Raw genomic sequence first — 26,272 nt, 5'->3', positions numbered from 1 at the left:
CCCCCCGATGCGTTCGAATAGATGGGTCACCATGCGCTGGCCTCCTTCGTGTTGTCGATCGGCGCCGCCTCCGGCCGCACGCGCTCGAGCATCCAGAGCTGGTCAGCCCTGAACGCAAGGTAGTCCTGCGGCGGATCGCGGAAGATGAAAAGGTGCTTTTCCTCGACGATGCCGAGGTAGGTCATGGGGCGCCCGAGCTTGCGGGCGAAATGCTTGCCGACGTCGCGGTGGCTGAGCGTCAAGGTCATGCCGCCGCCTGCCGCTGGCCGAACGCCTGCTGAACGAACTCGCCGATCGCCTGCTGGCTGAGCCGACGGTATTCCTCGATCGCCTTGCGCTCCTGGATGGCGAGCCACTGTCGCGGGTAGTCACAGCCCGTGAACATGCAGAACAGGTGCAGCTTCGTCGCCGGGAACGGACGGCGGCCGGCGACCAGGTCGGCGAAGTGCGGATAGTGAATCCCGCAGTTCAGCGCGAGCGTCTTCCGGTCGAAGCGGCGCAGGCCCAGCTCAAGCGCGCGCGTCAGGCAGTCCTCGAAGCTCATCGCCTCGACTTCCCCGTCCGGCAGCGTCGCGGCTTGGACCCACGGCGCGAACATCCTGAATTCGGTCTGGTTCATACGAAAAATCAATCGTTACCCAGTTGATTACCCACTTGCTTACCCAGTTGGCGCCGGGGCGAAATAAAGGCCAGGTCCACACCTGGCCAACACTCACGAAACCGACCTCGTCGCACTGAACGAATCGATTACGCCGGAAAAGTCGGCGCGACCCGATCGTCGCTCAGCGCGAGGACACCCTCTTCAACGCGCTCTCGGCAGATGCACACCGTTCCGCATGAAGTACCCTCACGCGATCGGCGATCGCAAACGAAACGCGCGAGCCGCGGGCTCCCCTGAGAAGCGCGGAAATAAGAGATTGCGAGCACGGAATGAGGCCGGCCAGCTGGGATTGGGTAAGCCCCGAACCAAGGAGATCGGAGACGGCTTGTTGGATGTCCATGGCCCAGTATCACATTTGTGTTTGTCGCGGTCAACACAAATCGAATGGGCCGTTCTATTACGATTGTGATATGTACACGCTAGCCGACAGACTTAAATGGGCACGAGCCCGAGCCGGCCTATCCCAAGAGGAATTGGGCGAGAAAGCCGGCGTTTCCCAATCGACGATTGGGAATCTGGAAGCGGGAACGCGCAACAGCGCGCGCCGCCTTCCTCAAATTGCCGACATACTCGGTGTGAACGCACTATGGCTCGCCGAGGGGAAAGGCAAACCGACGTCGGATACCGATACCGCGGAAAGCTACGATTCCGCGCTGATCACGGCGAGCGCAGGAGCGAAGGCTCTGATTGACGCGATCCTCAAGGCAGACAAGGCTGGTGAGCCGGAACAAACGTTCGCGCTGATGCTTCGGATGCTTCCGAATCCGGACGAGCCATTTCGCCTGGAAGACCCGTCCCGCTGATAGGCGTCAGATTCCAGTCGTTCAGCAATGCACGCCGGCGCAGAGTAACGTCCCCTGTTACAGCGCCGCGCGCCAAAACCCCCGGCCCCTGCAGTACTACGAGCCAGTCATGCTGACCGTCCCAGCATCTCTCGATCACCCGCACCAGTAGCCCGATCCGATCCGACACCCCGCATTTCGTCACGATCGCCAAATCCCCGGGCTTGCATCGCAGACGCACCTTCACTTCTTCTTTCATCAGTCGCCCTCGTTTCTCTCTGCATCGAACACTGTATGAATGTACAGTAGTTTAGTACCAGATCCGGGCGACTTTCAACTGGTGTCAGCAACCGCTTAATCAGTGGGCGTTTCCGCGACCCTCACCCCCCCTTGTTACAAACTTTTCCGGCCAAAATCACATTTGTGTTGACTGTGGCAAATCACGTATGTGATTATTCCCTCAACGCGGCACCGATGCCACGCCACCGCCTCCAGCGGCTCGCTCTCTAACAATCGAAGGTAAGCCGGGACCGCACACGCGGAGCAACCGGCCGGCGCGATCAGCGTCGTGAGTCAGGACAGGCGCAGCGCGCTAGGCCGATGTTTGGCTACCGCTTGCAGGCTTGAACGAACCTGATGCAAGACAGCCAGCACCACGTGACCGATGGCTTCGTAATCGGCACAAACCTCGCGCGGCCCGGAGCCGGCACGGCCGGGAGTAGTCGGGCGCGCGAGTGATGCAGTTCTGACCGGTGGCGGTTCTTCTTCTGAGGCGTCACCAGTGAGGGCTGCGCACGCAGCGTTTCAGTTCAAGACAGAAATTCAGTTAGCAATCCTACTTTTATTTGGAGGATGCGATGCATAGTCCTCGAACCCATCAGCACAATCTCCGCGTTCTCCCGGCCCGCGCCGAGCAGCACGCCGACCAACTGCAAGCCGCGGCAGACGATGCCGCGCTGGCGCGCGACGAGCGCAATGAAGCGATCGCCGATGCCGTCACGTTCGACGTGCTGCCGTTCTCGACTGAGCAGATCGCCCTGTTCGACGCAGCACTGCGTCGCGGCTACATCGAGGACGTGTACGAGGTCTGGAACACCTGCCAAGACGTTCTCAAGGCCGAGATCGCGAGTCGCATCGCGACCGCCGACCTCGCAGCCGTCTCACCGCGGCACGCAATGACGTACTGCTCGTCGTGCGGCGCGGAACTCGGGCCCGGAAACGCAGGAGTGAGCAGTTGCAGCGATCACCGCATCGCCCCGCGGCGCTCGCTCCACAGCATTCATCCGAGGGAGTCATGAGCCAAATTGCCCGCGACCTGCTCGAACTTCTATCCATGCCGCGCAATGACGACGGCAAGCTCGGCGGCCTTGTGGAACTGCTGCTGCGCGAGTATGCGCTGAACATCATCGCGCCGGGCGTCGCTGACGCGCGGCGCGGCTGCTGAAAAACACACAACACCGAGGGACTACATGAACGAGATCACCACCGGGCCCGACCTCGAAGCCTGCGGCTGGTATGTGCGCACGAAGCGCACTGACGTGGACACGGCCGGCTGGTTGGTCGCTGACTGCTCGACGTCGCCGCATGGGAAGGAATACGCACGGCTATTCGCGGCCTCGCCGAAGTTGCTCGCAGCATCTCGCAGCTTTCTCGACGCGTGGGATGAAGGGCTGGAGTTCGTGACGGATGAATGCCTCTCGAACCTGCGCGCCGCGATCAAACTCGCGATGCAGGCTCCTGCGGAAGCGCCGCTCCAGGTGCAGCATGTGACGATCGCAGGAGTGAATCGGTGAGCACCCTCAAATCCCCCGCCCAATGCGGCGACCTTGCTGAAAAGCTGATCGCCGACTACGTGCGCGAATCCGGTGCGTATGGCAACCCGAACGCGCTCGCGAACGTGATCGAGATGCTGATCAGCAAAGCGGCGCTCGGCATCGCCATGGTCGGCAGCGAGGCGATCGCCCAACAGATCCTCGATCGCACGAAGCACAACGTTGCGACGTTCGCAGACCGGAACCTTCGGAGGGGGCACTGATGCGCACGCCTTCCAACAGCCTACAGCCTGTATTTCTCAGAAACAAACGATCGCTTGTATTGCGCATACGGTATGTGCTCGAAGGATCGGCATGGGCGGCCGCCTACGGCGTCGCGATCGGGTTCCTGTGGTACGGCGCGCTCGTCGCCGGACCGTACCTGCGGAGCCTCGGATGAGGGCCCTACTTCGCAAGATCGCCGAGCTGTTCGCCCTCTGGATCGTCATTACGACAGGACTGTTCCTGTTCGTATGGCTCGTCGTGCCGACGCTGATGAGTACGCCGGACGACGCGCCCGTCACCGTTTCGACGAGGCCCACATGAGCCGCTTCACCGATCACGCCGTACGCTTCGAAATTCATCACCCGCGCGCTGCCCGGGTGCTGGTGCTCGCGATATTCGTGGCCGTCGCGCTTCTCGCAGCAGCCATCGACAGCATCACGAAGCACTTCGGAATTTTCTAAGCAACACCGCCTCGCGCTCCGCGAAGCGTATTCCCCTGCACTTCCCGAATCTCGCTCGCGCCTCACCCGAGCGCAGTCGGCGCGCGCGCCCACCATTCACTCGGAGCACCACCAGATGAAAACCATCGACACCCTGCCCGTCGAGTCGTCGCAGATACACAGCATCGGCTACGACGCCGAAACCGAAACGCTCGCGGTCCGCTTCAAGGACCGCAAAACTGGCGCGCGGACCTCGCTCTACCACTACACCGGCTTCACACAGGCGAACTTCGACGCGCTCAAGGCCGCCGACTCGCTCGGTTCGCACTTCTACAAGCACATCAAGCCGTTCCCCGAGCGCTTCCCGTACGTGTGCATCGAGAAGATGCCGGCGCCGGCCGCGGAGGCCACCGCCGAAACTGCAGGTGCGGCATGACTCCCTCGGTCTACACCGTGCGCGCGTCCAGTTGGGGCGCGCTCTTCGAATGTGCCTATCGGTGGGAGGCAATCCACCTCCTGAAGATGCGCAACGTCGTCGGTCTGCGCGCCGCACTCGGTACCGCGATCCACGCAGGTACGGCCGCCTATGATCAGAGCGTGCTCGATGGCTCTGGTCTGACCGTCGACGACGCGGCGGGTGCATTCGTCGACAAGCTGCACGACCCATCGAACGAGTACAACCCGGAGAGCGACGATCTCAACCTGAAGGAAGCCGAGCGCATCGGCATCTCGCTCACGACGAAGTACTGCCTCGAGATCACGCCGCGCTACGACTTCGTCGCGGTCGAAATGGAAACGAGGCCGCTCGACATCGACTGTGGCGGCGGCATCACGATTCGCCTTACGGGAACGATGGATCGGGCGCGCGTGCGTCGCACCGCGCTGGGCCCGGGCATCGCCGACCTGAAAAGCGGCTCATCCGCGGTGCAGAAAGGCGTGGCGGTCACGAAGGGACACGGCCCTCAGATCGGCACCTACGAGATGCTCTATGAGCACACGACCGGCGAGCTAATCGCCGACACGGCCGAGATCATCGGCCTGAAGACGAAGGGCACGCCCGAAGTTGCCACCGCGCCCGTGAAGAACGCCAAGCGCGTGATGATCGGCACCGAGGACGAGCCCGGTCTCATCGAATTCGCAGCCGACATGTTCCGCACCGGCCGTTTCTTCCCCAACCCGAAATCGCTGCTCTGCGACGCGAAGTACTGCCCGCGGCACGGCATCTGCAAATTCCACGAGTAACGAGGCACCCATGAATGCACCCGCACAACTGAGCGAAGTGAAGGCAGCCGGCGGCGTGCCGGCGCTGATGCCGGACCAAGCCGTCGACATGTTCACCGAGCGCGGCTTTGTCCTGGCCAACCGCATCGCCAAGGCTTACGCGAGCAGCGATGCTGTTCCGGCACAGTTCCGGTCACACAACCTGAAGAAGGCGAACAGCGAGGAAATCTGGGTCGAGAACCCGTCTGCGATCGGCAACTGTCTCGTCGCGATCGAGGTCGCGCGCGCCGTCCGCATGTCGATTACCGCAGTGATGCAGAACGCCGACATGATCGAAGGCAAGCTGCGGTGGTCGGGCAAGTTCGTGATCGCCGCCATCAACGCGTCGGGCCGCTTCACGCCGCTGCGCTTCCAGATGATCAGCCGCGGCAAGATCACGGCCAAGTACAAGGAAAAGACCGGCTGGAATCAGCAGGCTCGGAAGCCGATCTTCGAAGAGCGCGAGGTCGAGGTCGATGACATCGAGTGCATCGCCTGGGCACTTCCGCGGGGCACACCGGAACCGCGTCTCGCGCCCGAACAGGTTCGCCAATACGCGGGCCGCATGCTCGACCTTTACCGTGACATCGGCATGCCCGTGATCGAATCGGCGCCGGTCAGCATGCGAATGGTCGTCGAGGAAGGCTGGTACGGGAAGGCCGGATCGAAGTGGCAGACCGGCCTGCGCACGCTGATGTTCCAGTACCGCGCCGGCAGTTTCTTCGGCAACATCCACGCGCCCGACATCGTCATGGGCATGGGTCGCACTTCCGAGGAAGAAGCCGACATCGTGGACGTCTACCCCGACGGCTCCTTCACCGTGCAGACCACGACGCTCGACACCCTGCGAGCGGGCCCGGCACATCCGGCCGAAGAGGTACGCCGCACCACCGTAGCGGCCCCCTCCACGCCGACCGACGAGCAACCTCCTGAAGACGAAGGCGACAACGCAGGCCAGAGGGAAGCCCGGGCGTCGGATGAGGTACCGGGCGACGCTGATCACGCACCGCAAGGCGGCTTCGACTTCGACGTGAGCGGCCTGGTGCTCGGCATCCGCGAGGACATCGAGTCGGCCAAAACCCCCGAGGATCTCGACCTCGCGCGCAGCGCGATCAGCGGCGTGCCTGACGAAACCGCCAAGGCCGAACTGAACGCCCTTGCCTCGGCGCGCATGCGCGCCATCACGGCGGCGGCTGATCAGGCGGCCACCGGCAAAGCGTCGTCTCAAACGACCGCACCGGCCGGCCGCCGGGCACGCGGCCCGATCAGCGCCGATTAACCCCCTCTATCGCCGCCAAGGATTTCGACATGACCGACAAGAACGTTCTCCAGATGACCGCCGACAGCATCGGCAAAGACCTGCTTTCCGCGTTGGTGACCGAAATGAAGCTGATGCCCGACATCTGGGTAAAGCTCTCCGAGAAAAAGCAGAACGACGTCATCGACAGGCTGAAGGCACGCGTCGACCACAACGTGAAGATGGCAACGCACCTCATCGCCAGCAACGGTCGCATCGTCGTGCAGGGTGACCTCGACCAGATCACGATCAAGGACGGCGTCAAGGCGGTCGTGAAATTCGGCGGCTCTCAGCCGAACCTGCATGAGCTCTACGAAGCGAGCGGCAAAGCCGTCCTGGTCGTTGTTGCGAACCCCGACGAGCACACCGGCGGCATGGACGAGATCCGCGGCGAATCGGATCAGCGCGGTTTGGACCTAGGCCGCGAGTACACCGACCAGGACGGCGACGGCATGGACGGCGACAAGCCCGATAGCGACGTCGTCGATGCCGATTTCCGCGAGGTGCCGAAGCTCGGCGACGGCCCGACCCAGGCGCAGCTCGACGAACAGCATCAGGCAGGCCGGCAGGCGGCCGCCGAAGGCAAGCCCGAGAGCGAATGCCCCGTGATGGCCGGCGAGCTGTGCATCGCCTGGGTGAAGGGCTGGAAGGAGTGGCACGAGGAACAAGCCGCGTCCGGCAACGAGGATCCGCTGTACGCCCAAGTCGAAGCGTTCGTGATCGAGCATCAGAAGGTGACGATTTCGAGCGTGCAGCGCCAGTTCAAGATCGGCTACAACCGCGCCGCGCGGCTGATCGAGCTGCTCGAAGCCAAGGGCGTCGTCAGTGCGATGGATTCGGACGGCGGCCGCACGGTGCTGCGGCCGCGCGGAACGCAAGGAGAAGCAGCGTGAAAATCACCGACATCTACGTGGCGAACGTGCTCGGCATCCGCACCGCGGATATCCGGCTCGCGAAGCCCGTCGCCCTCTTCACCGGCCCGAACGGTGCCGGCAAGAGCAGCCTGCAGGAAGCGGTGCGCATGGCGCTCACCGGCGACACCGTGCGCGTCGCGCTGAAGAAGGAATACGGCTCGCTCGTCACCGAGGGGGCGGACGGTGGCCAGATCGTGGTCGCGTGCGGCGAGCAGGCGAACAGCGTCACGCTGCCGTCCGGGAAGCTCAAGCGCGAGCTCGCCGAGGATCCTCGCCTTCCGCTGGTGCTCGACGCGCAGCGGTTCGCGCACCTCGGCGCGGCTGAGCGCCGGACGTTCCTGTACGACCTGATGGGCGTGAAGATCGGCGTCGACGAAATGCGCGCCCGGCTGCTCGACAAGCTCGGGTTTCGCACCGACGCGGTACCGGCACCGGCCGCCGCGCGGCTCGCGGCCATCACGCCGATGTTGCGCGCCGGCTTCGAAGCGGCGCAGAAGGAAGCGGCCGACCGCGCGCGCGGCGCGAAGCAGTCGTGGCGCAACGCGACCGGCGAGACGTACGGCAGCCAGAAGGGAGCGACCTGGCGCCCGGCACCGGTCGAGTTCGACGAGGCAGCATTGCGGAAGCTCACGGGCGACCGGGCGACGCTCGACGATCGGATCGGTGAACTGCAGCAGCAGATCGGCGCTGCCGACGCGGCGGACACTGCGGCACGTGCGCGTGCGTCGAAAATCGCTGATCTGCGCACGCGCGCCGCCGGTTACGCGAAGGCGGTCGAGCTCGCGCAGCTCGCCGACGAACAGGTCACCGAATTCCTGCCCAAGGTCGAAGCGCTTCGTGTGCGCGCCGGCGCGGCACCGGCCGGCACCGAATGTTCGTGCCCCGAGTGCGGCGCGCTTCTGCGCTACCTCAACGGCGTGCTGTCGGCGGCGGCCGCAGCCGGCGCGCGCGACGCTGACGCGGCTGCGAAGCTACCCGAGTACGAGCAGGGCCTGAAGACGCTGCAAAACGCAGCCGCAAACCGCAAACGCGATCTCGAAGCCGCAGACGCGGCCGCGACGCAGTTGCGCGCGCTCGAAGACGATGCGGCGGACAGTGGCGCGGCCGCCGCACGCGAGAGCGGAGACGCCGCGCGCTCGGAGCTGGCCGACCTCCAGCGCCGCCGCAAGCAGCTCGACACCGACATCGCGACGCTTCGCGAAATCGAACGTCGCGCCGCCGGCGCCGCCGACCTGGCAAAGCAGGCCGCGGCGCTGCACGAAGATGTCGCAGCGTACGAAGCGATCGCCGACGCACTCGCGCCGAACGGGATCCCGGCCGATCTGCTCAAAGAGGCACTCACGCCGATGAACGAGCGCCTGACGGACCTCGCCGAGATGTCCGAATGGGAATGGGCCGACGTGACGATCACGCCGGAGATGGAGATCTTCGCCGACGGCCGCGCCTACGCCCTGCTGTCCGAATCGGAGCGCTGGCGCGTTGACGCGCACATCGCCGCGGCTATCAGCCACTTCTCGGGCCTGAAGCTGCTCGTGCTCGATCGCGCCGATGTCCTGGTCGGGCCGGAGCGCGACCGGCTGCTCTACTGGCTCGACGATCTCGCCTATGGAAACCAGATCGACACGGCGCTCGTATTCATGAGCCTGAAAGCGCCGCCCGGCGGGCTGCCGGAGGCCATCGAAGCTTTCTGGGTTGAGGGCGGTCAGGTCGCGCCGGCCACGCAGCACGTGATACGGGAGGCAGCATGAGAGAGGACATCGAGAAGTATCTCGCCGCCACGTCGGAAGCCACGGCGAAGGCCGTGGCTTCCGGAACCGGGCTCCCGCATCTCGACGTGACGAAGGAGCTGAACCGGATGCTCGGCGAGGCGGTCGTCGAGCGCGAGAAGCGCGCCGGCGGCGGCAACGAATACGTGTACTGGCTCGCGCGCGGCGCCGCGCCGATACCGCTGGCCAACGCCGCGCCGCCGGTTGTCGCTTTGACGCTGGCCGAGGCTGTTGCGGGCCTGCCGCCGTCGGCCGTAGCAGCCGACACCACCTCACGCGTCATCGCAGAGCTGCGAGCCGAAGTCGAACGCCTCACCGCTGAGCGCAACGCCGCGGTAGCCAAAGCTGAAACTTGGCGCGCGAACGCTGCGTCACTCGAAGCGCGCATCGACGAGCTGACACTCGGCCCGGTCGGCGCACGCGCGCCGCTGTTCGTGACGGTCGGCAGGTATTGCAAGCCGAAACGTCACACGTCGCTCGAGAAAGCCCAGCGACGCGGCAGCGCGCTCGTGCGCAGCGAGAAGGAATCCGAGGTGCTTGTGCTCGAACCGGTCGGCCGGATCGTGCGCGGCACAGAATGGATATCCTGCCGGAAGCAACCCGCGACGGCCACAGCGAGGTAGACACCTTCTATAGCGCCAGTATTTTTACGATTTCGCCCTTGCAGCAATACGTGGTGGCCAGTCAGGGTTACGGTGAGAACTGCGCAGTACGTTCAACTCCGGTTGCTGAATTCGAAGCCTCTCGCGCGCCGATACGAAACTCCTCAATCTTCTCAACCTCTTCGAACGTGAAGAGCGCCGTCGGCCTCGCGATGTGAGCTCGAATTATCCGTACGGTACCGATAAGGGACCGTCGCATCACTCCGACCATCGCCAATTGCCCCTTGTGCTTAGCTCGTTGGCGACACCACGAAAGACGCGTGAGAAGGTCGGCGACCTCGTCGTCCGAGATGACTAATGCTGATCGTTCATTTGGCTTGACGTCAATAAACTGATTGAGAAAGCCAAGCACCTCTAGGCCCAACCATGCGATCTCGGCATTCAGAACATAATCGGACTCGGCGTCTTCCTTCGCGCGTCGCATGACATCGCGTCGATGCTGCTCGCTGGCGACCCACAGTGCACCCAGAATGGCAGCAATGGATCCGATTGCTTGCATCCAATATGCCATGAGCGTCGGGTCGTATGGTTTCTTCAATGCGCTAGTCGCCCCAAATAGAGCGACGAACACTGTAGTTACAAGAGCTGTGACTAGCCCACCAAGAAACTTCCAGCCTTTCATTCGATTCCCCGATTTTGTAGTGCACAAATCGTAGCACGCACCCCCTCCAAAGCCGCGCAAATTCCGGTGCCTCGGATGCGCGGCTTCTTTTATGGGCGGCCATTACGGCGCCCGTTTTTTTGAATTACTCCGATATCTATGAACGTCCAGCGCGTATACAACAGCTTCGGTTTCTGCTGCGGCCTCGGCGGCGGTGCGAAGGGATTCATCAAGGCCACCTCTCGCGTCGGCAACATGACCGCGACATGGCGCTGCATTGGCGGGATCGACAACGATCCGGCGGCCGCGCGCGACTTCGAAACGCTGGTCGGCACGCCGTGCACGGTCATGGATCTGTTCACGCGCGAGCAGTACACCGCGTTTCACGGCGTCGAGCCACCGGCCGGGTGGCGCGAGGTCACCCCCGAAGACGTGCGACGCGCCGCCGGCTACCAGCATCCGCACTGCGTGTTCATCTCGTCGCCGTGCAAGGGTGCGTCCGGCCTGCTGTCGGAGACGCTCAGCCGCACGCCGAAGTACCAGGCGCTCAACGAACTGACGCTGCGCTGCGTCTGGCTGATGTGCGAGGCGTGGAAGGACGATCCGGTCGAGCTGATCGTGTTCGAGAATGTTCCCCGGCTCGCGACGCGCGGCCGCCACCTGCTCGACCAGATCGGCCAGCTTTTCCAGCACTACGGCTACGCGAAAAACGAGACGACGCACGACTGCGGCGTGATCGCGGGCCTCGCGCAGAGCCGCAAGCGGTTCCTGCTCGTCGCGCGGCACATGGAGAAAGTGCCGGCGTGCTTGTACGAGCCGCCCGTCAAGCGCCTGCAGGGCGTCGGGACGTTGCTCGGCCGCATGCCGTTGCCGGGCGACATCGGTGCGGCCGGCCCGATGCATCGCGTGCCGTCGCTGCAGTGGAAGACGTGGGTGCGGCTCGCATTCGTCGAGGCCGGGAGCGACTGGCGCAGCCTGAACAAGCTCGCGATCGAGAACGGCCACCTACGCGACTACCTGATCGTGCCGGACATGCACAACGGTGTGCTCGGCGTGAATCGCTGGGACGAGCCGAGTGGAGTCGTCGCCGGCGCGAGCCGTCCCGGCAACGGCTCATTCTCGGTCGCAGACCCGCGATTTGCGCAGAGCGCGAAATGGAACGACGGCCACGCCTATGGCGTGCTGCCGTGGGATGACCACTGCGGCACGATCGCGGGGCAGCAGACACCAGGACAGGGCTACTACACCGTCGCCGACCCGCGTCATGGCGGCCCGGCGAAGCACAACAACGAATTTCGGATCGTGCCGTGGGACGACGCTGCGGGAGCGGTCACCAGCGCGCATGGTACTGGCCAGTGCGTGCAGGATCCGCGGTCGACCACCGGCTTCGAAGGCGCCGGCAAGTACCGCGTCACCGGCTTCGACGAACCTGCCGGCACCGTGATCGCTCGCAGCGACAGCGGTCAAGGCGCGTTTGCTGTTGCCGATCCTCGCCCGGGCATGCGCCGCGAGCGCGGCGACGCGTATCTCACTGGCGGCCACTATGGAGTGGTCGGCTGGGACCAGCATAGCGGCGCAGTATCCGCGGCCGCCGGCCACGACAACGGCCGGTGGTCCGTCGCCGACCCGCGCATGCCTGCAGCGAACGAGAAGACCGTCGCCGTCATACGCGCGCTCGACGGCACGTGGCACCGGCCGTTCACCACGCTCGAGCTCGCCGTTCTGCAATCGCTCGTGGAACCGGAGGAGCAGCTTGAGCTCGACGGCCTTTCCGACCAGGCGTGGCGCGAGCGCATCGGCAACGCGGTGCCTCCTGACGCTGCCCAGGCGATCGCCGAAGTGATGGGCACGACGCTGCTGCTCGCCGAATCGGGCGAGACTTTCCAGCTTTCGTCCACGCCAGTCTGGGTGCGCCCGATCGCCATCGCGCTGACGGTCTCGCCGCAGCCCTTCTAAGTCGGAGGCATCTGATGCCCTGTACCCCGTTCCGCCTTCCCGGTGGCATCTCCGGAATCATCTGCACACGCGGTCGTAAGCGTGCGCACCACTGCTCGGTCGACGGCTGCACCGCGCCAAGCGGCTTCCAGTGCGATTTCCAGACGAAGCCGGGAAAGACATGCGACCGGCACTTGTGCGCGGCGCATGCGCACCTGGTCGGCGCAGATACCCACTTCTGCCCTACGCACCTCGCGGAGTCGAGCGGCAAAAAGCAGGGCGACCTATTCGCATGACCATCGAGGCTCACACCATGACCACCAACACCTACGGCGGCTATACCGTCGACCAGCTGCGCGAGTTCATCCGCCATCACTACGACGCGGAGCATGGCGGCGACAACATCGACGAACTCACGAACGACAGTTCGGCGAGCGTCAAGATCGTGCGCGACCTGCTCGACGCCATCGAGCCGCAGCAGGACGGAGATCTCCTGCGCCCGATCGCGCGCTGGGTCTACAACGCGGTGCGCGTGAATCTCGACCTGCTCCACGGTATCTGCGGCGAATTCGGTTGCCCGCAGGGCGAAGACGTTGCGGCGTGGCTGCGCGCGCGGCTCACGCAAGCGCCGGCGCCGTTCCAGCAGCGCGTGCAGCCGTGGATGCTGGCGTGCTTCGGCGCCAAGATCTCGGCGGGCAAGCTCGAGCGCAATCACCGGTTCTTCGAAGAGGCCGGCGAGCTCGTGCAGGCATGCGGGATGACGCGCGAAGAAGCACACGCGCTGGTCGCCGTCGTGCTGGTTCTCGCCGCCACCCAGCAGTGGGATGAATCAGCACGCTGCGCGTCGACCTACTGCACCTAGCTATGGGAAGGCCTAGCTTTCGTCGGGCATATGGAAGGTTCGACGGACAGGCTGCAGGAACTCTCCACCGAGCCCCCAACCGGATTCGTATAGCAGCGCTGGAGAATATCCCGTCGTTGCCGTTGGACTCGAAGATTTACATCTCGCTATCCCACCGCCAAGGCTGTACGAAATCAACAGCCCCGGCCCTCTGGGCTTCTCAACGTATGTCAGAGATCCCGGAATGTTAACGATCAAGTAGTCGTCATGCGCAAACGCGCTCATCGACGTACTGAGGAGGATCGCGGCAAGCAATGCCGCAATGTACTTGAAAGGACCATGCACGATCGCACCCCCGCGTGTTTCGGTGCGAATCGTAGCACGACCACCTTCCCCCAAGCCGCGCAAATTCCGGTGCCTCGGATGCGCGGCTTTTCTTGTGGGCGGCTTGTATAGCGCCCAGTTTTTTCAATCTACTTCGAAAGATTGAGTCCTCGGGTGACCGCGTCGCCATATGACGCACCGGCTTTCGCATTCGCAGCGCACTCGCCTAGCATCTGCTCCTGGCGCGCCCTATCGGCGGGATCCGAACTACCCACCGTGTCGTGCAGATACACAGCTGCGTCCATGCAAGTCTTTTCCGTTTTGGTGTACATCTGGAACATCGGATAGGCGATTGCAAAAATCATAGCCAGAACGGCGAAGTACAAGATTCTCACCACAGCTCTCCATCATTGGCCGAAGGAATATTCATGACGACTGGGAACGAAAATAGCCCGCTCACGCGAAGCGCGAGCGGGCAAAAAAACGGAACAGCAATCGAGGCACGAGGACTGTCCTCCGCAGATAACGGCATGACGGCAGAAAACATTAGCCAACGAAAGAGCCCCGATCCCGAACTGGCGAGCGAGGCGGCAGATCAGCGGCCGAGTACGGAGAACTCGACCGCCGTGGGCATTGTCGACGCGCAAGCAGCCAGCGGCAATGGGACGAGTTCGAAAGTTGGCCGCGCTGATGCGCTGACGCGTGAATCGATCGAAGCAATCGCGCGCAAATACGCGGGAGCCTACTTCTCCGGCCTGCTGTTTCAGGATGCGGATTCGTTCGCGCGATTCTCCGACGATCTGATCCTCGCCGCATCCCCTCTCGAGCAGCCCGCAGCAGCGCCGAACGACTCGGGCACGGTATCAGTCGCGTGTTTTTCGGGAAGCTACCCGCACGGTACGATTACCTACAGTCAGCTCGCACCCTCGCCAGCGGACGAGCGGGCGGCGTTCGAGGTCACCGGGGCAACGGAAGCGCTGCGCGAATACCTCGACGCAGAGGAAACGTGGCGCATCGTGACGGACGTTGAAGACCCCGACGAAATCGATCCTATCGAGCGAACGATGGCCGCGTCTCGTCGCGTCGCTGCGCGCGAGGCCGCACGAAAGGTTCTTGCGGCCCGCACCGCATCTGCCAACGAGACGGTGGCGGAAGGGGCGGCGATCCCAGCTGGCTATGCGCTCGTGCCGATCGAGCGCTCCTACGATATGCGGGCGAAGGCACTCATCGCCTTCAACACGACCGAGCAATCCGGGAAGGATCGAGACGATGCGCTCGATGCCGCATACCGCGCCGAGCTTGCCGCCGCCCCGCAGCCCGCGCAGGCAGACGCTCGGGTCGGGCTGACGGACGATCTGCGCCAGCGTTGCCGAGAACTGCTCGAACTGAACGAAAAAGGCGAGTCACCGCAGGTCGCCCTTCGCGTTCTCGCCGACATGTATCACCCCGATATTTCCGCGCATGACCGCCGGTCGATGGCCGTATCGCAGACGCATATCGAAGCGCTGCGCGCCCTTCTTGCCGCCCATCCGGGCCAGCCGGAGCCGCGCGCCGAGGCGACCGACGACTGGATCAGCGTTACGGCACAGCGCCCGTGCGATGCGGGGATTGCTTCATGCGATGACGTTCTCGCATGGAACAACGATCCTGGCTTTCCGACAATCGTCGAGGCGCACTTCGTCAGCCCGGGCTTTCCCGAGTACACGCACTGGAAGCATAAGCCGATAGGCCCTGCCAACGCCGCCCGCACCGGAGCGTCATCATGACCGTCTACGTCGACGACATGTACCGGTACCCGGTCGGCCAGTTCGGTCGGATGAAGATGTCGCACCTCATCGCCGACACGACCGACGAGTTGATCGCAATGGTGCGCGAGATCGGCGTCAATCCGAAATGGATTCAGCACGCCGGCACGCGCGACGAGCACTTCGACATCGCGATCAGCAAGCGTGCTGCCGCGATCACCGCCGGGGCGATCCCAATCACCTATCGCGAATGCGGGGCGATGAACAAGCGCAGACGCGTAACGGGCGCGCTCGGCTCGCCGGCCGACGCGGTCGAGTGGCTCGAAAAATTTATAGCCACTCGGCGCGAGTCGCGCATAGCTGCACCGATCGAACCGAGTGGCTCGGAGGACATTTTGTGAGCGACTAAACGCGATCTAGCTGCTCCTGAGCGATCCGAAAACCGGACTCGAAAGCCTCCTCCATTCGGTCCGCTTTCCATTGGCCGACCAGATGCGCGCCGTCGACGTAGATGTGAAACGGCCATTTATCGGAAAGCGAATCATAGCCAGTAACAACTTCGATTTTGCGGCCTTTATAGACGTCCTCTTGGACGTTTCGCGCGCCACTTTGCGTCTGGATTCTCGCCATGGTTATCCCCTCAAATCAGCAAGCCCACATCTGCCGATTGGGTACTCCGATTCAAACCGAGCGACTGCTTGCATTTCTCGGATGACTGCCCGCGAGTATCGAGCCCGCGCTGATTCGTCTCCGCGGCATATGCGCTGCAGCAGCAAAATCGATTTCCAGCGCGCACGTATCATAGAAACATATGCGGATCGCCCGCGTTCCATCATCTTATCGATTGATTTATCAGCCACTTTATTCTCCAAGGAAGTTGCTGATTACCAATCATAGGGCGGGAATAAATTAATGCAATAGCCGAATGTTATACTTTTAGAAAGCTTAATGTAATAGAAATTTAGGCATATCTGCTGAGCCACTCTTCCGAAAAATTCTTCGCGTAAGCGACCGCTTCGGCCTCGGTGTCGAACTCGCCAAGTTTCCGAAAGGCCGCCTCGCGGCTGAATCCCACCTTCGTCACTTCGACCTGCGCGGCGAACTTGCCGTCGTCGGTCGGGCGTGGCGTGCAGTTCATCTCATACCCACGCATCAGGAAAACCGTCTTCATCTGGTGCTCGCTGGAAAAAACCGGAGGAATCGTAGCATGTCGACGTCGACACGGAACCCGTGGACGACCGGCGAGATACGTCTGCTCGCCCGCCTCTATCCGTCCCACATCCCATCCAAAGCGCTCTACGCGGCGTTTCCGCGACATCCACGGAAGTCGGTGCAGACCTATGCGCGGACGGTGCTGAAGATCTCGCGGCCGCCGCGCGACCACAAGTCGGTCGCGGCGCCGGCATGGAATCACATGCGCGCCATTCTCAAAACGGAACAGCTGTCAGTTCGAGAGCTGGTGAAGCGCTGCGGAGTCTCGCAGCAACGCGTCAGCGAACTGCTGACGACCCACCGAACCGAGGTGCACATCGTCGATTGGATTCCGCCCGTCGGTCGAGCGCAGTGGCGCCCCGTTTGGGCTGTCGGAAATGCGCCGGACGTGCCGTGCCCGGCAGCGATCAAATCGGCGGCAGCGCGCGCCGCCCGAAGCGCCATGAAGCGCAATCCGTTTCTCACTGCGGCCGGCCTCGTGACGATCCCCGTCGGCGAGCCCGGCCGCGTTTTTCAGCAACCCATGGACGTCGACGAAGAGGAGCTTGCGGCATGAACACCCGAACCATCATCGAGATCAATTACGACTTCGTGCACCGGCTGCTCCGCGATACCGTCACCGTCGCCGCCACGCTGCGCTCGGTCTGCTGCGACCACCAAGCCGAGTTGAATGACGACAACGCGCGCGGCGGACTGCTCGACATCGGCGACGGCATCGTCTAACGCCGCCATCACTCCGAGGAAGCTCGCATGACATATTCCCTTCCTCGCGATAACTGGAAGGTCACTTAGAAGGACAAACGGTCCGGGCAACGAATTCTGGGACGCTATCTGGAACGATGTCGAATCGGTCAGTCCCAACTCCGCTCTCGACCACATTCCCTTTTTCGCTCCACATAACCGTAGAAGCTGCCGACGTCATTTGTGAACAGTCGATCGCCAGGCGATACATCAAAGTATCAAACGCACGACCCGATGGACTCGTTCGGTCAGAAAAAAACACTTCGCGCACCCAGACCTTTACCTGCATCCCGGACCGGAGAACTGATCCTTGATCCATTTCGATCCGCTCGAGCTTGCTTTGTCCGATGGCAGTCCAGTTCGATGCCATTGCTGCACTTATTAGACAAGCAAGCGGTATCACCCGCAGCGCTTTGCTCATACGCCCCTTACAAATTATCGAAGGACCCGTCACGCCCATGCGCGAATACCCGATTTTATTTTCTGGCCCGATGGTACGAGCCATCCTACAAGGCCGCAAGACGCAGACACGCCGCCCGGTGAAATCGCAACCTCCCGCGGCAACGCGCGACGTCTTCACTTTTCACCATCCAGACCCTCGCACGCACTTCTGGGCATTCGATGGCGGCTCCTTGCTCGATTGGACCCAGCCGTGCCCATACGGCGAGGTTGGCGATCGCCTGTATGTGCGCGAAACGTGGCAGCACAGCAATCACCCATTCGGGCCGTACGACGCCGACTGCCTGGTGTTCTACCGCGCCGATTATCTCGACGATCCGCACGGGCCCGACGGCGAAAAGTCGCCGGAGGGCAAATACCGCGACTGGCGGCCGTCGATCCACATGCCGCGAGCGGCGTCGCGCATCACGCTCGAGATAACCGGCGTGCGCGCCGAGCGCCTGCAGAGCATCAGCGAATCGGATGCGCGCGACGAAGGCGTGACGATCGAGGACCATCACATGCGCGGCTACTGCACCGGCGCCTTCCGGCCGCCGAGCATCCGCGCTTTTCACGATCTCTGGGACAGCCTGAACGCCTCGCGCGGGTACGGCTGGGACACGAACCCATGGGTCTGGGTCGTGGCATTTCGAAGGATTGCATCATGAGCCTCTACCTCACCACCCCGGAGCTGGCCGAGTTGGTCGGCTGCAAGCCGCGCAGCCACGCGTGCATGAAACGTTGGCTTGAGCGCAATCACTGGCCGTTCGCGGTCAACATCGCCGGCGTACCGCTCGTCGCGCGCGAGTACTATGACGCCCGCATGAACGGCACCGCCCCCTCGACACCCGCGCGCCGGCACCGCACCGCCGCGTCAGAAGAACCGAACTTCGCCGCACTGTAATCATGATCGGACGACGGAAACGCCCGGACGGGTTGCCCTTCCGGCTCTACGCCCATTACGGGAAACACAAGGTCAGCTTCGGCTACAAGCTGCCCAACGGCAGATGGGCATTCCGCCTGTCGGCCCCGGCCCACAACAAGGAAGCCCTCGCCGAGATCCGCAAGCAGGCGATCGAGCGCGCGGAGGCGCTCAACGGGAACGCGATCGAACCTGGCACGGTCGAGGCGCTCGTTGCGCGGTACTTCGAATGGCAGGATGGTCTGCCGCACACCGACGAGCGGCGCAAGGCACAGTCCACGTTGGAAGAGAACCGCGTCGAGGCGAAACGGCTCGTCAAGGTCTTCGGGAAGATGTCGCCGGCCGCCATCAAGCCCAAGCACGTGTATGGCTACCTGGACAAGCGCGCGCAGCTCGGCGCGCCAGCGAAGGCGAACAAGGAAATCGCCCTGCTGTCCGCAGTCCTCGAATACGGCCGGCGCCGCGGCGAGCTCGAAACGAACCCGTGCCGCGGCATCGAATACAACCCGACGCGGCCGCGGCAGAGGTACGTGACACAGGACGAAATCGAGCTTGCCGTCGAGGTCGCGCGATCGCGTCGCAGCGTGGGCGACCAGCATGCCAGTTCGACGTACGTGATCCTCGCCCTCTGCGTGAAAGCGGCGTACCTGACCGTCGGCCGTCCGACCGAGATGCGCGAGTTGCACCGCCAGTCGATCACGGCCGACGGCGTCGAAGTGCCGATCGCGAAGCGCAAGGCCGGTGAGCAACAACGCGTGAAGCTGGTCCTGTGGTCACCTGAGCTGAAGGCAGTGATCGACGAAGCACTCGCGCTGCAGCGCACGTCGAGTGTGCACGTGTTCGGCAATACTGCCGGCCAGGTGTACACGCGCAGCGGGTGGAACACGAACTGGTCGCGCTTGATGGGTTATTGCGAGAAGGAAGCGCAGGCGCGCGGCGTGCCGTTCGAACGGTTCGCGCTGCGCGACATGCGCCCGGCGGCCGTGACCGATCGCCAGGAGGAAGGCGACGACCGGATTATCGACGCGACCGGCCATGCGGACGAGCGCATGGTGCGAAAGACGTACGACCGACGCCGGCAAAGAAAGGTACGGGCAACACGATAGTTGCCTAGCGCTACGGCAACAAGTGTCCTTCCGCTGCCTTCAAGTGGCGCGCCATACTCTGCGCCGCAGAATAGGATGCAGTCGACATAAATGCCACAGTGCAAGACGAAATCGCGTAGAACGCGAATACGAACGCAGAAAGGCCGCCTATTTTCGATGAGCCTACTATTTGGCTCGCGATCACCTGATTCGGCTCAACAGCAGAAAGCGCTCCAAGCAGGCCCAATAGGAACGTAGCAACGACGGCACCAAAAATCGCAGTATGGCGATGCCTTACTTCTTCCCGAAAATAGGCGGCACGCGCCTCAGGGCTCTGCTTCAGAGCGGCTACTGTCCGAGCAAACTTCTCCTTCGATTTTTCGGACCGATCCGACCATTTTTTCCCGAAGTACCGAAAGAGTCGATCTAGGCCCCGCGTTGCATAGGCGGCAACGATACTCAAGAGAATACCTACGGTAACCACCGACAGCCACCAATATGGCGAATGCAAGTTTTGCAGAAAGTCGTCCATCGATTCCCCGAAAAATGAGCGCAAAAAAGCCCGCACATCGGCGGGCTTTCGGAACTTCATCTTCCAAATTTTGGAATCTCATCTTCCAAAACTTGTAACACATCAGCTTGTTTCTGCTGCAAGTGCTTGAATTCGTTGGGGTGGCTGATGGGACTCGAACCCACGACGACAGGAATCACAATCCTGGACTCTACCAACTGAGCTACAGCCACCACTGTTACTGCTTTTTGTTCTTCGCTGCTTTTGTGTTTCAGCAGCGAAGAACAAGATTATACGAACACTTTTGAATCTTGCAAAGCTTTTTTTTCAAAAACTTCTTCGGCCTCGTTCAGATGCGCGCGCGCCTCGTCGAACACGGCCAGATCGCCGCGTGCGAGCTTCTTGTTGTCCGACAGCACACGACGCCAGCCACGTGCACCGGGCATGCCGCGATACAGTCCGAGCGCATGCCGCACGATCGCGCCGAGATAGGTGCCGCGCTTCAGTTCGGCCGCGCAGTATTCGATCAGCTTCGCCTCCGCCTCTTCGCGCGTCGGCGTCGCTGCCGTCGATCCGTAGAAGCGTGCATCGACCTCCGCGAGCACGTACGGGTTGTGATACGCCTCGCGGCCGAGCATCACGCCGTCGACATGCTCGAGATGTTGCGCAACCTCGTCGAGCGTCGTGATGCCGCCGTTGATGACGATCTCGAGCGAAGGAAAATCGCGCTTCAACCGATACGCATAGTCGTACTTGAGCGGCGGGATCTCACGGTTCTCTTTCGGCGACAACCCTTTCAGGATCGCATTGCGTGCATGCACGACGAACGTTTCGCAGCCAGCCTCGGCCACCGTGCCGACGAAGTCGCGCACGAATGCGTAATCCTCGACCGCGTCGACACCGATCCGGTGCTTGACCGTGACCGGCACCGACACCGCATCGCGCATCGCCTTCACGCAGTCCGCGACGAGCTGCGGCTCGTTCATCAGGCACGCGCCGAACGCGCCGCGCTGCACACGCTCGGACGGACATCCGCAATTCAGGTTGATTTCGTCGTAGCCCCACTGCTCGCCGAGCTTCGCCGCGCGCGCAAGATCGTCGCGCTCGCTGCCGCCCAACTGCAGCGCGACCGGCGATTCGTTCGGCGTGAACGCAAGATGCCGCTGGGCATCGCCGAACAACAGCGCGCCCGTCGTGATCATCTCCGTATACAGCCACGTATCGCGCGTCAGCGTCCGGTGGAACGAACGGCAATGACGGTCGGTCCAGTCGAGCATGGGCGCGACGGATACGCGGCGGGGAGGAAGCGAGGACGGTACGGACATGGATTTCGGGCAACAGGCCAGACGGCGCGGAAACAACCCGGCATTTTACCGCAACAGCGGGCAGGCCTGCCCGGCATGCACGCTACCCCTCGCCCAGCTCCGCATCGACCGCCCGCCGCGCCTCGTCCAGCACGCGCTCGATCACGCGTCGTTCGGTCAGCAGGATCCCGTCCACCTTGACGAGCCGCCAGTCGATCCGCACGGCATCGCCCTGCAGCACGCGGTAATGCGCATGCTCGCCGTCCCAGACCTGCTCGGTCTTCACCTCGATCTCGAAGCCGCGGTACGGCTCGCTGAAATCGCCGAGGTCGCTGCCTCTCGGTTCCATCGCACGCTCCGTGGCGACGCAGCGCAGGCCGCCCGCGCGGCCGGCGCCGTGCGCTCAATCGTATTCGTCGGACAAAAAGGATTTGCCATCGGCCGTCAGGTCGACCCGGTCGGCCGCAGCCTGATAGATCAGCCCCTCGTTCAGCAACGCATAGACGACGTCGTCGAACGCAGCGGGAACCGGCCGGCTTTCACCGAACTGGTCGATCCACTTCAGCGCCTCGATGGCTTCGGGGGAAAGGATGGGGGTCATGCGTGGCCTCCGGCATCGGTGTCGCTCCATCCTAGCACTTCGTCCGGACGTCGAATACCAAGGCAAACGCGCTGCGCAAATGCCGGGCGGCGCCAACGGGCAGGCTGCCCGCGGCGCCGCACCGGCGCGGGACACGCGCTCAGAGGCGTGCGATCGATACTTCGGTCGATTTCACGAGCGCGACGACTTCCGCGCCGACCTTCAGTTCGAGTTCGTCGACCGAACGGGTCGTGATCACCGACGTGACGATGCCGAACGGCGTCTCGACGTCGACCTCGGAGACCACGGATCCGCGAATGATCTCCTTCACCTTGCCCTTGAACTGGTTACGTACGTTGATTGCAGTGATGCTCATCAGGTTGATCGCTCCGAAGAAAAAGATCTCAGAACGGGCGGCCGCTGCCGCCCGGATTTAAACGGCCCAGCGGATCTGCCCGACCGGTCGAACGTTGTCTGCCTCGTGCACCTCGCCCTGTGCGTCCGTACCGGGCCCGCCGGCGAGCACGCGTTTCAGCACGCGGTCCTCCAGCGCCGCAAACGCGGCCGATGCGCGGGCGCGCGGCCGGTCGAGCGGCACCGGCTGATCCAGCGCCACGCGCCCCTGCTCGATGAGCAGGATGCGGTCGCCGAGCGCGACGGCTTCCTGCACGTCATGCGTGACGAGCAGCGCGGTGAACCGATGCTCACGCCACAACCGCTCGATCAGTGCATGCATCTCGATGCGTGTCAGCGCGTCGAGCGCGCCGAGCGGCTCATCGAGCAACAGCAGTTGCGGCCGGTGAACAAGCGCGCGGGCCAGTGCCACACGCTGCCGCTGGCCGCCCGACAGTTGCGCGGGCCAGTCGTTCGCACGCTCCAGCAGGCCGACTTCGTCGAGCACCGCGCGCGCTTTGTCGCGCGCGCCGCGTCCGAGGCCCAGCATCACGTTCTGCAGCACGGTCTTCCATGGCAGCAGGCGCGCATCCTGGTACATGATCCGCGTGTCGAGCACGCCGCCGCCTTCGCCACGCGTCACGAGCGCGCCGCTGCTCGGCTGCTCGAGCCCTGCGACGAGACGCAGCAGGGTCGACTTGCCGCAGCCGCTGCGGCCGACAATCGCGACGAAGCTGCCGCGTGCGATGCCGAGCTCGACGTCGTCGAGCACCGTGCGTGCGCCGAAGCGCTTGCTGACACCCGACAGCGTCACCGCATCGTCGGGTGCCGGGCTTCCTGCCCGCCGCCGCGCGAGCGGAACGATGGACGCACTGCCGTCACGGTCGAGGATCGCCGCATCCCGCGCGTCGCCGTCCGTGACACGCGCCTGCGCCAGTTCGACCTCGAGGTCTGCGCCGGCAAGCGGGCCGTAGGCGGCCGCCGAAGTCGTCGCATTCATGCCTTTGCTCCTGATTGATAAGCCGGGTGCCAGCGCAGCGTCACGCGCTCGAGCCATTTCGCCAGCACGTCGGCCAGCTTGCCGAGCACCGCGTACAGCAGGATGCCGACCACCACCACGTCGGTTTGCAGGAATTCACGCGCATTCATCGTCATGTAGCCGATGCCCGACTGCGCCGAGATCGTTTCCGCGACGATCAGCATCACCCACATCAGCCCGAGCGCGAAGCGCACGCCGACGAGAATCGACGGCAGCGCACCGGGCAGGATCACGTCGCGGTACAGCGCAAAGCCGCGCACGCCGTAGCTCTTCGCCATCTCGATCAAGTTGGCGTCGACCGAGCGGATCCCGTGGTAAGTGTTGATATAGACCGGAAAGAACACCCCGAGCGCGACGAGGAACAGCTTCGCCTTCTCGTCGATGCCGAACCACAGGATCACGAGCGGAATCATCGCGAGCGCCGGGATGTTGCGGATCATCTGGATCGTCGAATCGAGCGCGACCTCGGCCGCCTTCGACAAGCCGGTTGCGAGCCCCAGCGCGAGGCCGACACCGCCGCCGATCGCGAAACCGAACAGTGCGCGCCATGTGCTGACTTTCACGTTCGCCCACATTTCCCCCGACGTCACGAGCGACCACGCCGCTCGCACGACCGCCACGGGTTCGGGCAGCACGCGGGTCGACAGCCAGCCGATGCGGGCGCCGACTTCCCATGCCACCAGCAGCGCGAGCGGTACGAGCCACGGCGCGACGCCGCGCCATGCGCGGGCGGCCAGGGCCGCGCCCGTCGCCGACGTTTTCGTTGTCATCGCAGGCCTCCTGTCACTCAGCTCTGGGCTGCCTTCGGCAGATAGCTGTTGCCGACGATCTCGCCGAACGGGCCGGACAGCGGGCCGGTCGCCTTCGCCGCGCCGTTGCCCTTGATCAGCGGGAACACGAGTTCCGCGAAACGGTACGACTCCTCCAGGTGCGGATAACCGGACAGGATGAAGGTTTCGATGCCGAGATCCGCGTATTCGCGCATGCGCTCCGCGACCTGCTCCGGATTGCCGACGAGCGCGGTACCCGCGCCGCCGCGCACGAGGCCGACGCCGGCCCACAGGTTCGGATACACCTCGAGTGTCTCGCGGCCGCCGCGCTTGCCGCCGTGCAGCGCGGCCATCCGGCGCTGGCCTTCCGAATCCATGTTCGCGAACGCCTTCTGCGCGCGGGCGATGGTTTCGTCGTCGAGGCGGCTGATCAGGCGCTCCGCGTCGCGCCATGCTTCGTCCTCGGTCTCGCGCACGATCACGTGCAGACGAATCCCGAACTTGATCTTGCGGCCGCGGGCTTCCGCGCGGGCCCGAATATCGGCGATCTTCTTCGCGACGGCCTCGGGCGGCTCGCCCCAGGTCAGGTAGGTGTCGATGTGATCGGCCGCGATCTGATGCGCGGCCGGCGACGAACCTCCGAACCACAACGGCGGATGCGGACGCTGCACGGGCGGATACAGCGCCTTGCCGCCCTTCGACTGCAGGTGCTTGCCGATGTAGTCGAACCCGCCGTTGTCGTGCGACGCGGACAGCAGCCCGCGCCAGATGTTCAGGAAGTCGTCGGTGATTTCGTAGCGCGTGTCGTGATCGGCGAACAGGCCGTCACCCTCGAGTTCGGCGGCATCGCCGCCCGTCACGACGTTGATCAGCAGGCGGCCGCCCGACAGACGGTCGAACGTCGCGGCCATCCGCGCCGACAGCCCGGGCGACGCGATACCGGGACGGATCGCGACCAGGAACTTCAGGCGCTGCGTCGCCGGGATCAGGCTCGACGCAACGACCCACGCATCCTCGCAGGAACGGCCGGTCGGCAGCAGTACGCCCTCGTAGCCGAGCGTGTCGGCCGCAACCGCGACCTGCTTGAAGTAATCGTAATCCGCGGCGCGTGCACCTTCGGCCGTACCGAGATAGCGGCTGTCGCCGTGCGTGGGGATAAACCAGAACACATTCATCTGCTGCTCCTGCTTGACTGTCCTTGCCGGAATTTGAAAAAACACCGCCCTGCTCGCGTCGCGGATCAGCGGCGCATGCATGGTGTGCGTTCGAATCGGGATGGTTCGCCGGTCAGGCCGTGCAGCGGGCGAGGACGCGATTGCACGGCTGTTTCTGGGAAATCAGTCTAGGGATCGGTACAGGGCTTTGGAACGATTTTTTTGAGCTTAGGTTTTCCGCTTTCGTGATTAGCACGACGCTGGAGCGAATATCACCGCGGGCGGGCCCTATAATGGCGCACCTATCCGAATAACTCCGCGCGTACAGCCCCGGCCGTGCGCGCCTGCGGTGCACTCATCGATGCAGAAAGTCATCCTGCCATTCCTGTCCGGCTTCCTGGCCGCCCTGTTCTTCCGCGAAGCCACGCTCGCACTCCTTCACACGGCCGACCTGATCGCCGCAACCGGCTTCTCCACGCAGCCGTTCGCGCCGCTCGGCATTCCTGAATTTGTCGCGAATGCGCTGATCAGCGCGTGCTGTGCGATCCCGATGGCGTGGCTGCTGCGCGTCTCGCCGGAACGCGAGGCATCGTGGATCGGCGCGCTGGTGTTCGGCGGCATCGTGCTGACGGCCGCCCGCGTGTTCGCGATCGATCCGCTGCGCGGGATCTGGCCGTCGGGCAACATGATGCCCGTGCTCGCCGCCGGCTTCGCGGCAAACGCGGTATGGGGCTTCGGCGCGCTCGTGTTCATGCGCGCGTTCATGTCGGACGACGCCGGCGACGAGTAACGCGGGCGCAAGCGCTACGCCCTTCGGCCGCCGGGCGGTCGACATCCATGCAAAAGGCCGCCTGCACCT

36 protein-coding genes and 1 tRNA gene are annotated in these 26,272 nt (G+C 63.7%); 23 read left to right on the top strand and 14 right to left on the bottom strand.

Annotated elements, in window-relative coordinates; translation table 11 throughout:
* Positions 1-26: 26 nt before the first annotated feature.
* Together E9536_RS20135 and E9536_RS20130 are read right to left on the bottom strand one after the other, a co-directional pair.
* Positions 27-248: a hypothetical protein gene (locus E9536_RS20135; protein WP_136470455.1), complete on the bottom strand. Its 222-nt coding sequence runs from the start codon at positions 246-248 to the stop codon at positions 27-29.
* A complete protein-coding gene (locus E9536_RS20130) occupies positions 245-619 on the bottom strand; it encodes a hypothetical protein (protein ID WP_021161594.1) in 375 nt (124 codons plus the stop codon). Before E9536_RS20130 ends, E9536_RS20135 begins: the two co-directional genes overlap by 4 nt.
* 452 nt (positions 620-1,071) lie before the next feature.
* On the opposite strand from E9536_RS20130, the gene E9536_RS20125 reads away from it, so the two are divergent.
* From E9536_RS20125 to E9536_RS20080, 13 genes are all read left to right on the top strand, one after another.
* Positions 1,072-1,464, top strand: a complete 393-nt coding sequence (locus tag E9536_RS20125) for a helix-turn-helix transcriptional regulator (protein ID WP_136470553.1) — start codon at positions 1,072-1,074, stop codon at positions 1,462-1,464.
* 836 nt (positions 1,465-2,300) lie between these two features.
* Positions 2,301-2,741 carry a hypothetical protein gene (locus tag E9536_RS20120; protein WP_136470454.1) on the top strand — a complete coding sequence of 147 codons (441 nt, stop codon included), beginning with the start codon at positions 2,301-2,303 and terminating at the stop codon, positions 2,739-2,741.
* Positions 2,738-2,887, top strand: a complete 150-nt coding sequence (locus E9536_RS41490; RefSeq protein ID WP_168799548.1) for a hypothetical protein — start codon at positions 2,738-2,740, stop codon at positions 2,885-2,887. Before E9536_RS20120 ends, E9536_RS41490 begins: the two co-directional genes overlap by 4 nt.
* 25 nt (positions 2,888-2,912) lie before the next feature.
* Positions 2,913-3,236 carry a hypothetical protein gene (locus tag E9536_RS20115; protein WP_060318110.1) on the top strand — a complete coding sequence of 108 codons (324 nt, stop codon included), beginning with the start codon at positions 2,913-2,915 and terminating at the stop codon, positions 3,234-3,236.
* Positions 3,233-3,478: a hypothetical protein gene (locus tag E9536_RS20110; protein ID WP_060318113.1), complete on the top strand. Its 246-nt coding sequence runs from the start codon at positions 3,233-3,235 to the stop codon at positions 3,476-3,478. Before E9536_RS20115 ends, E9536_RS20110 begins: the two co-directional genes overlap by 4 nt.
* Positions 3,479-3,650: 172 nt before the next feature.
* Entirely contained in the window at positions 3,651-3,800 is a 150-nt protein-coding gene (locus E9536_RS41485) for a hypothetical protein (protein WP_168799547.1), read from the top strand.
* Positions 3,797-3,940, top strand: coding sequence for a hypothetical protein (locus tag E9536_RS41480; protein WP_168799546.1), 144 nt, complete (start codon positions 3,797-3,799; stop codon positions 3,938-3,940). Before E9536_RS41485 ends, E9536_RS41480 begins: the two co-directional genes overlap by 4 nt.
* 115 nt (positions 3,941-4,055) lie before the next feature.
* Positions 4,056-4,355 carry a KTSC domain-containing protein gene (locus tag E9536_RS20105; protein ID WP_060318116.1) on the top strand — a complete coding sequence of 100 codons (300 nt, stop codon included), beginning with the start codon at positions 4,056-4,058 and terminating at the stop codon, positions 4,353-4,355.
* On the top strand, positions 4,352-5,161 hold the full coding sequence (locus E9536_RS20100; protein WP_136470453.1) for a PD-(D/E)XK nuclease family protein: 810 nt from the start codon (positions 4,352-4,354) through the stop codon (positions 5,159-5,161). The genes E9536_RS20105 and E9536_RS20100 overlap by 4 nt, the downstream gene beginning before the upstream one ends.
* A 10-nt stretch (positions 5,162-5,171) precedes the next feature.
* Positions 5,172-6,458, top strand: coding sequence for a hypothetical protein (locus E9536_RS20095; RefSeq protein ID WP_247873472.1), 1,287 nt, complete (start codon positions 5,172-5,174; stop codon positions 6,456-6,458).
* Positions 6,459-6,487: 29 nt separating this feature from the next.
* Positions 6,488-7,369: a DNA translocase FtsK gene (locus E9536_RS20090; RefSeq protein ID WP_136470452.1), complete on the top strand. Its 882-nt coding sequence runs from the start codon at positions 6,488-6,490 to the stop codon at positions 7,367-7,369.
* Entirely contained in the window at positions 7,366-9,138 is a 1,773-nt protein-coding gene (locus E9536_RS20085; protein WP_136470451.1) for an AAA family ATPase, read from the top strand. The genes E9536_RS20090 and E9536_RS20085 overlap by 4 nt, the downstream gene beginning before the upstream one ends.
* 86 nt (positions 9,139-9,224) lie before the next feature.
* Positions 9,225-9,779, top strand: a complete 555-nt coding sequence (locus E9536_RS20080) for a 1-pyrroline-5-carboxylate dehydrogenase (protein ID WP_247873471.1) — start codon at positions 9,225-9,227, stop codon at positions 9,777-9,779.
* A 67-nt stretch (positions 9,780-9,846) separates the two neighbouring features.
* On the opposite strand, the gene E9536_RS20075 is transcribed toward E9536_RS20080, so the two are convergent.
* Positions 9,847-10,440: a hypothetical protein gene (locus E9536_RS20075; protein WP_247873470.1), complete on the bottom strand. Its 594-nt coding sequence runs from the start codon at positions 10,438-10,440 to the stop codon at positions 9,847-9,849.
* Between the two features lie 138 nt (positions 10,441-10,578).
* On the opposite strand from E9536_RS20075, the gene E9536_RS20070 reads away from it, so the two are divergent.
* The 4 genes from E9536_RS20070 to E9536_RS20050 all read left to right on the top strand — a co-directional run bounded on the left by E9536_RS20070 (position 10,579) and on the right by E9536_RS20050 (position 15,665).
* Complete coding sequence (locus E9536_RS20070) at positions 10,579-12,375, top strand: DNA cytosine methyltransferase (protein ID WP_136470449.1); 1,797 nt, start codon at positions 10,579-10,581, stop codon at positions 12,373-12,375.
* A 292-nt stretch (positions 12,376-12,667) separates the two neighbouring features.
* A complete protein-coding gene (locus E9536_RS20060; RefSeq protein ID WP_136470448.1) occupies positions 12,668-13,216 on the top strand; it encodes a hypothetical protein in 549 nt (182 codons plus the stop codon).
* 731 nt (positions 13,217-13,947) lie between these two features.
* Positions 13,948-15,285: a hypothetical protein gene (locus E9536_RS20055; RefSeq protein ID WP_136470447.1), complete on the top strand. Its 1,338-nt coding sequence runs from the start codon at positions 13,948-13,950 to the stop codon at positions 15,283-15,285.
* Positions 15,282-15,665: a DUF4031 domain-containing protein gene (locus E9536_RS20050; RefSeq protein ID WP_136470446.1), complete on the top strand. Its 384-nt coding sequence runs from the start codon at positions 15,282-15,284 to the stop codon at positions 15,663-15,665. Before E9536_RS20055 ends, E9536_RS20050 begins: the two co-directional genes overlap by 4 nt.
* A 4-nt stretch (positions 15,666-15,669) precedes the next feature.
* On the opposite strand, the gene E9536_RS20045 is transcribed toward E9536_RS20050, so the two are convergent.
* A complete protein-coding gene (locus E9536_RS20045) occupies positions 15,670-15,894 on the bottom strand; it encodes a hypothetical protein (protein WP_136470445.1) in 225 nt (74 codons plus the stop codon).
* A gap of 331 nt (positions 15,895-16,225) precedes the next feature.
* Complete coding sequence (locus tag E9536_RS20040; RefSeq protein ID WP_136470444.1) at positions 16,226-16,435, bottom strand: hypothetical protein; 210 nt, start codon at positions 16,433-16,435, stop codon at positions 16,226-16,228.
* Between the two features lie 36 nt (positions 16,436-16,471).
* Between E9536_RS20040 and E9536_RS20035 the strand changes: the two genes are divergently transcribed.
* The 5 genes from E9536_RS20035 to E9536_RS42135 all read left to right on the top strand — a co-directional run bounded on the left by E9536_RS20035 (position 16,472) and on the right by E9536_RS42135 (position 19,683).
* On the top strand, positions 16,472-17,032 hold the full coding sequence (locus E9536_RS20035) for a hypothetical protein (protein ID WP_136470443.1): 561 nt from the start codon (positions 16,472-16,474) through the stop codon (positions 17,030-17,032).
* Positions 17,029-17,199, top strand: a complete 171-nt coding sequence (locus E9536_RS41475) for a hypothetical protein (protein WP_168799545.1) — start codon at positions 17,029-17,031, stop codon at positions 17,197-17,199. Before E9536_RS20035 ends, E9536_RS41475 begins: the two co-directional genes overlap by 4 nt.
* A gap of 365 nt (positions 17,200-17,564) precedes the next feature.
* Positions 17,565-18,323 carry a hypothetical protein gene (locus tag E9536_RS20030; protein WP_348772164.1) on the top strand — a complete coding sequence of 253 codons (759 nt, stop codon included), beginning with the start codon at positions 17,565-17,567 and terminating at the stop codon, positions 18,321-18,323.
* A complete protein-coding gene (locus E9536_RS20025; RefSeq protein WP_060051606.1) occupies positions 18,320-18,559 on the top strand; it encodes a DUF4224 domain-containing protein in 240 nt (79 codons plus the stop codon). Before E9536_RS20030 ends, E9536_RS20025 begins: the two co-directional genes overlap by 4 nt.
* Before the next feature lie 2 nt (positions 18,560-18,561).
* The gene (locus tag E9536_RS42135; protein WP_136470441.1) at positions 18,562-19,683 is read left to right on the top strand and encodes a hypothetical protein; all 1,122 of its coding nucleotides are present in this window, start codon (positions 18,562-18,564) and stop codon (positions 19,681-19,683) included.
* Positions 19,684-19,693: 10 nt separating this feature from the next.
* Here E9536_RS42135 and E9536_RS20015 read toward each other — a convergent pair whose 3' ends face one another.
* From E9536_RS20015 to ssuD, 9 genes are all read right to left on the bottom strand, one after another.
* The gene (locus E9536_RS20015) at positions 19,694-20,254 is read right to left on the bottom strand and encodes a hypothetical protein (RefSeq protein ID WP_168799544.1); all 561 of its coding nucleotides are present in this window, start codon (positions 20,252-20,254) and stop codon (positions 19,694-19,696) included.
* A 76-nt stretch (positions 20,255-20,330) separates the two neighbouring features.
* Positions 20,331-20,406: transfer RNA gene (locus E9536_RS20010), tRNA-His, on the bottom strand.
* A 57-nt stretch (positions 20,407-20,463) separates the two neighbouring features.
* The gene (gene dusA / locus E9536_RS20005; RefSeq protein WP_021161571.1) at positions 20,464-21,450 is read right to left on the bottom strand and encodes a tRNA dihydrouridine(20/20a) synthase DusA; all 987 of its coding nucleotides are present in this window, start codon (positions 21,448-21,450) and stop codon (positions 20,464-20,466) included.
* 130 nt (positions 21,451-21,580) lie between these two features.
* Positions 21,581-21,826 carry a hypothetical protein gene (locus tag E9536_RS20000; protein ID WP_011351864.1) on the bottom strand — a complete coding sequence of 82 codons (246 nt, stop codon included), beginning with the start codon at positions 21,824-21,826 and terminating at the stop codon, positions 21,581-21,583.
* Between the two features lie 54 nt (positions 21,827-21,880).
* Positions 21,881-22,078, bottom strand: coding sequence for a hypothetical protein (locus tag E9536_RS19995; RefSeq protein ID WP_027787628.1), 198 nt, complete (start codon positions 22,076-22,078; stop codon positions 21,881-21,883).
* A gap of 139 nt (positions 22,079-22,217) precedes the next feature.
* Positions 22,218-22,433, bottom strand: coding sequence for a TOBE domain-containing protein (locus E9536_RS19990; protein ID WP_006476104.1), 216 nt, complete (start codon positions 22,431-22,433; stop codon positions 22,218-22,220).
* A 57-nt stretch (positions 22,434-22,490) separates the two neighbouring features.
* Complete coding sequence (locus E9536_RS19985; protein ID WP_059700123.1) at positions 22,491-23,450, bottom strand: ATP-binding cassette domain-containing protein; 960 nt, start codon at positions 23,448-23,450, stop codon at positions 22,491-22,493.
* Positions 23,447-24,259 (bottom strand): aliphatic sulfonate ABC transporter permease SsuC, encoded by an 813-nt coding sequence (gene ssuC / locus E9536_RS19980; protein ID WP_059526339.1) that lies wholly within the window; start codon positions 24,257-24,259, stop codon positions 23,447-23,449. The genes E9536_RS19985 and ssuC overlap by 4 nt, the downstream gene beginning before the upstream one ends.
* Positions 24,260-24,276: 17 nt before the next feature.
* Positions 24,277-25,434 (bottom strand): FMNH2-dependent alkanesulfonate monooxygenase, encoded by a 1,158-nt coding sequence (gene ssuD, locus E9536_RS19975; protein ID WP_027787631.1) that lies wholly within the window; start codon positions 25,432-25,434, stop codon positions 24,277-24,279.
* 340 nt (positions 25,435-25,774) lie between these two features.
* On the opposite strand from ssuD, the gene E9536_RS19970 reads away from it, so the two are divergent.
* On the top strand, positions 25,775-26,203 hold the full coding sequence (locus tag E9536_RS19970; RefSeq protein ID WP_006484223.1) for a hypothetical protein: 429 nt from the start codon (positions 25,775-25,777) through the stop codon (positions 26,201-26,203).
* Positions 26,204-26,272 lie beyond the last annotated feature (69 nt).

It is taken from the genome of Burkholderia sp. LS-044 (assembly GCF_004803625.1).
Lineage (GTDB): Bacteria > Pseudomonadota > Gammaproteobacteria > Burkholderiales > Burkholderiaceae > Burkholderia > Burkholderia cepacia.
Note: the sequence above shows the minus strand (reverse complement) of the source record. Positions and strands in the feature narration are given on the sequence as shown.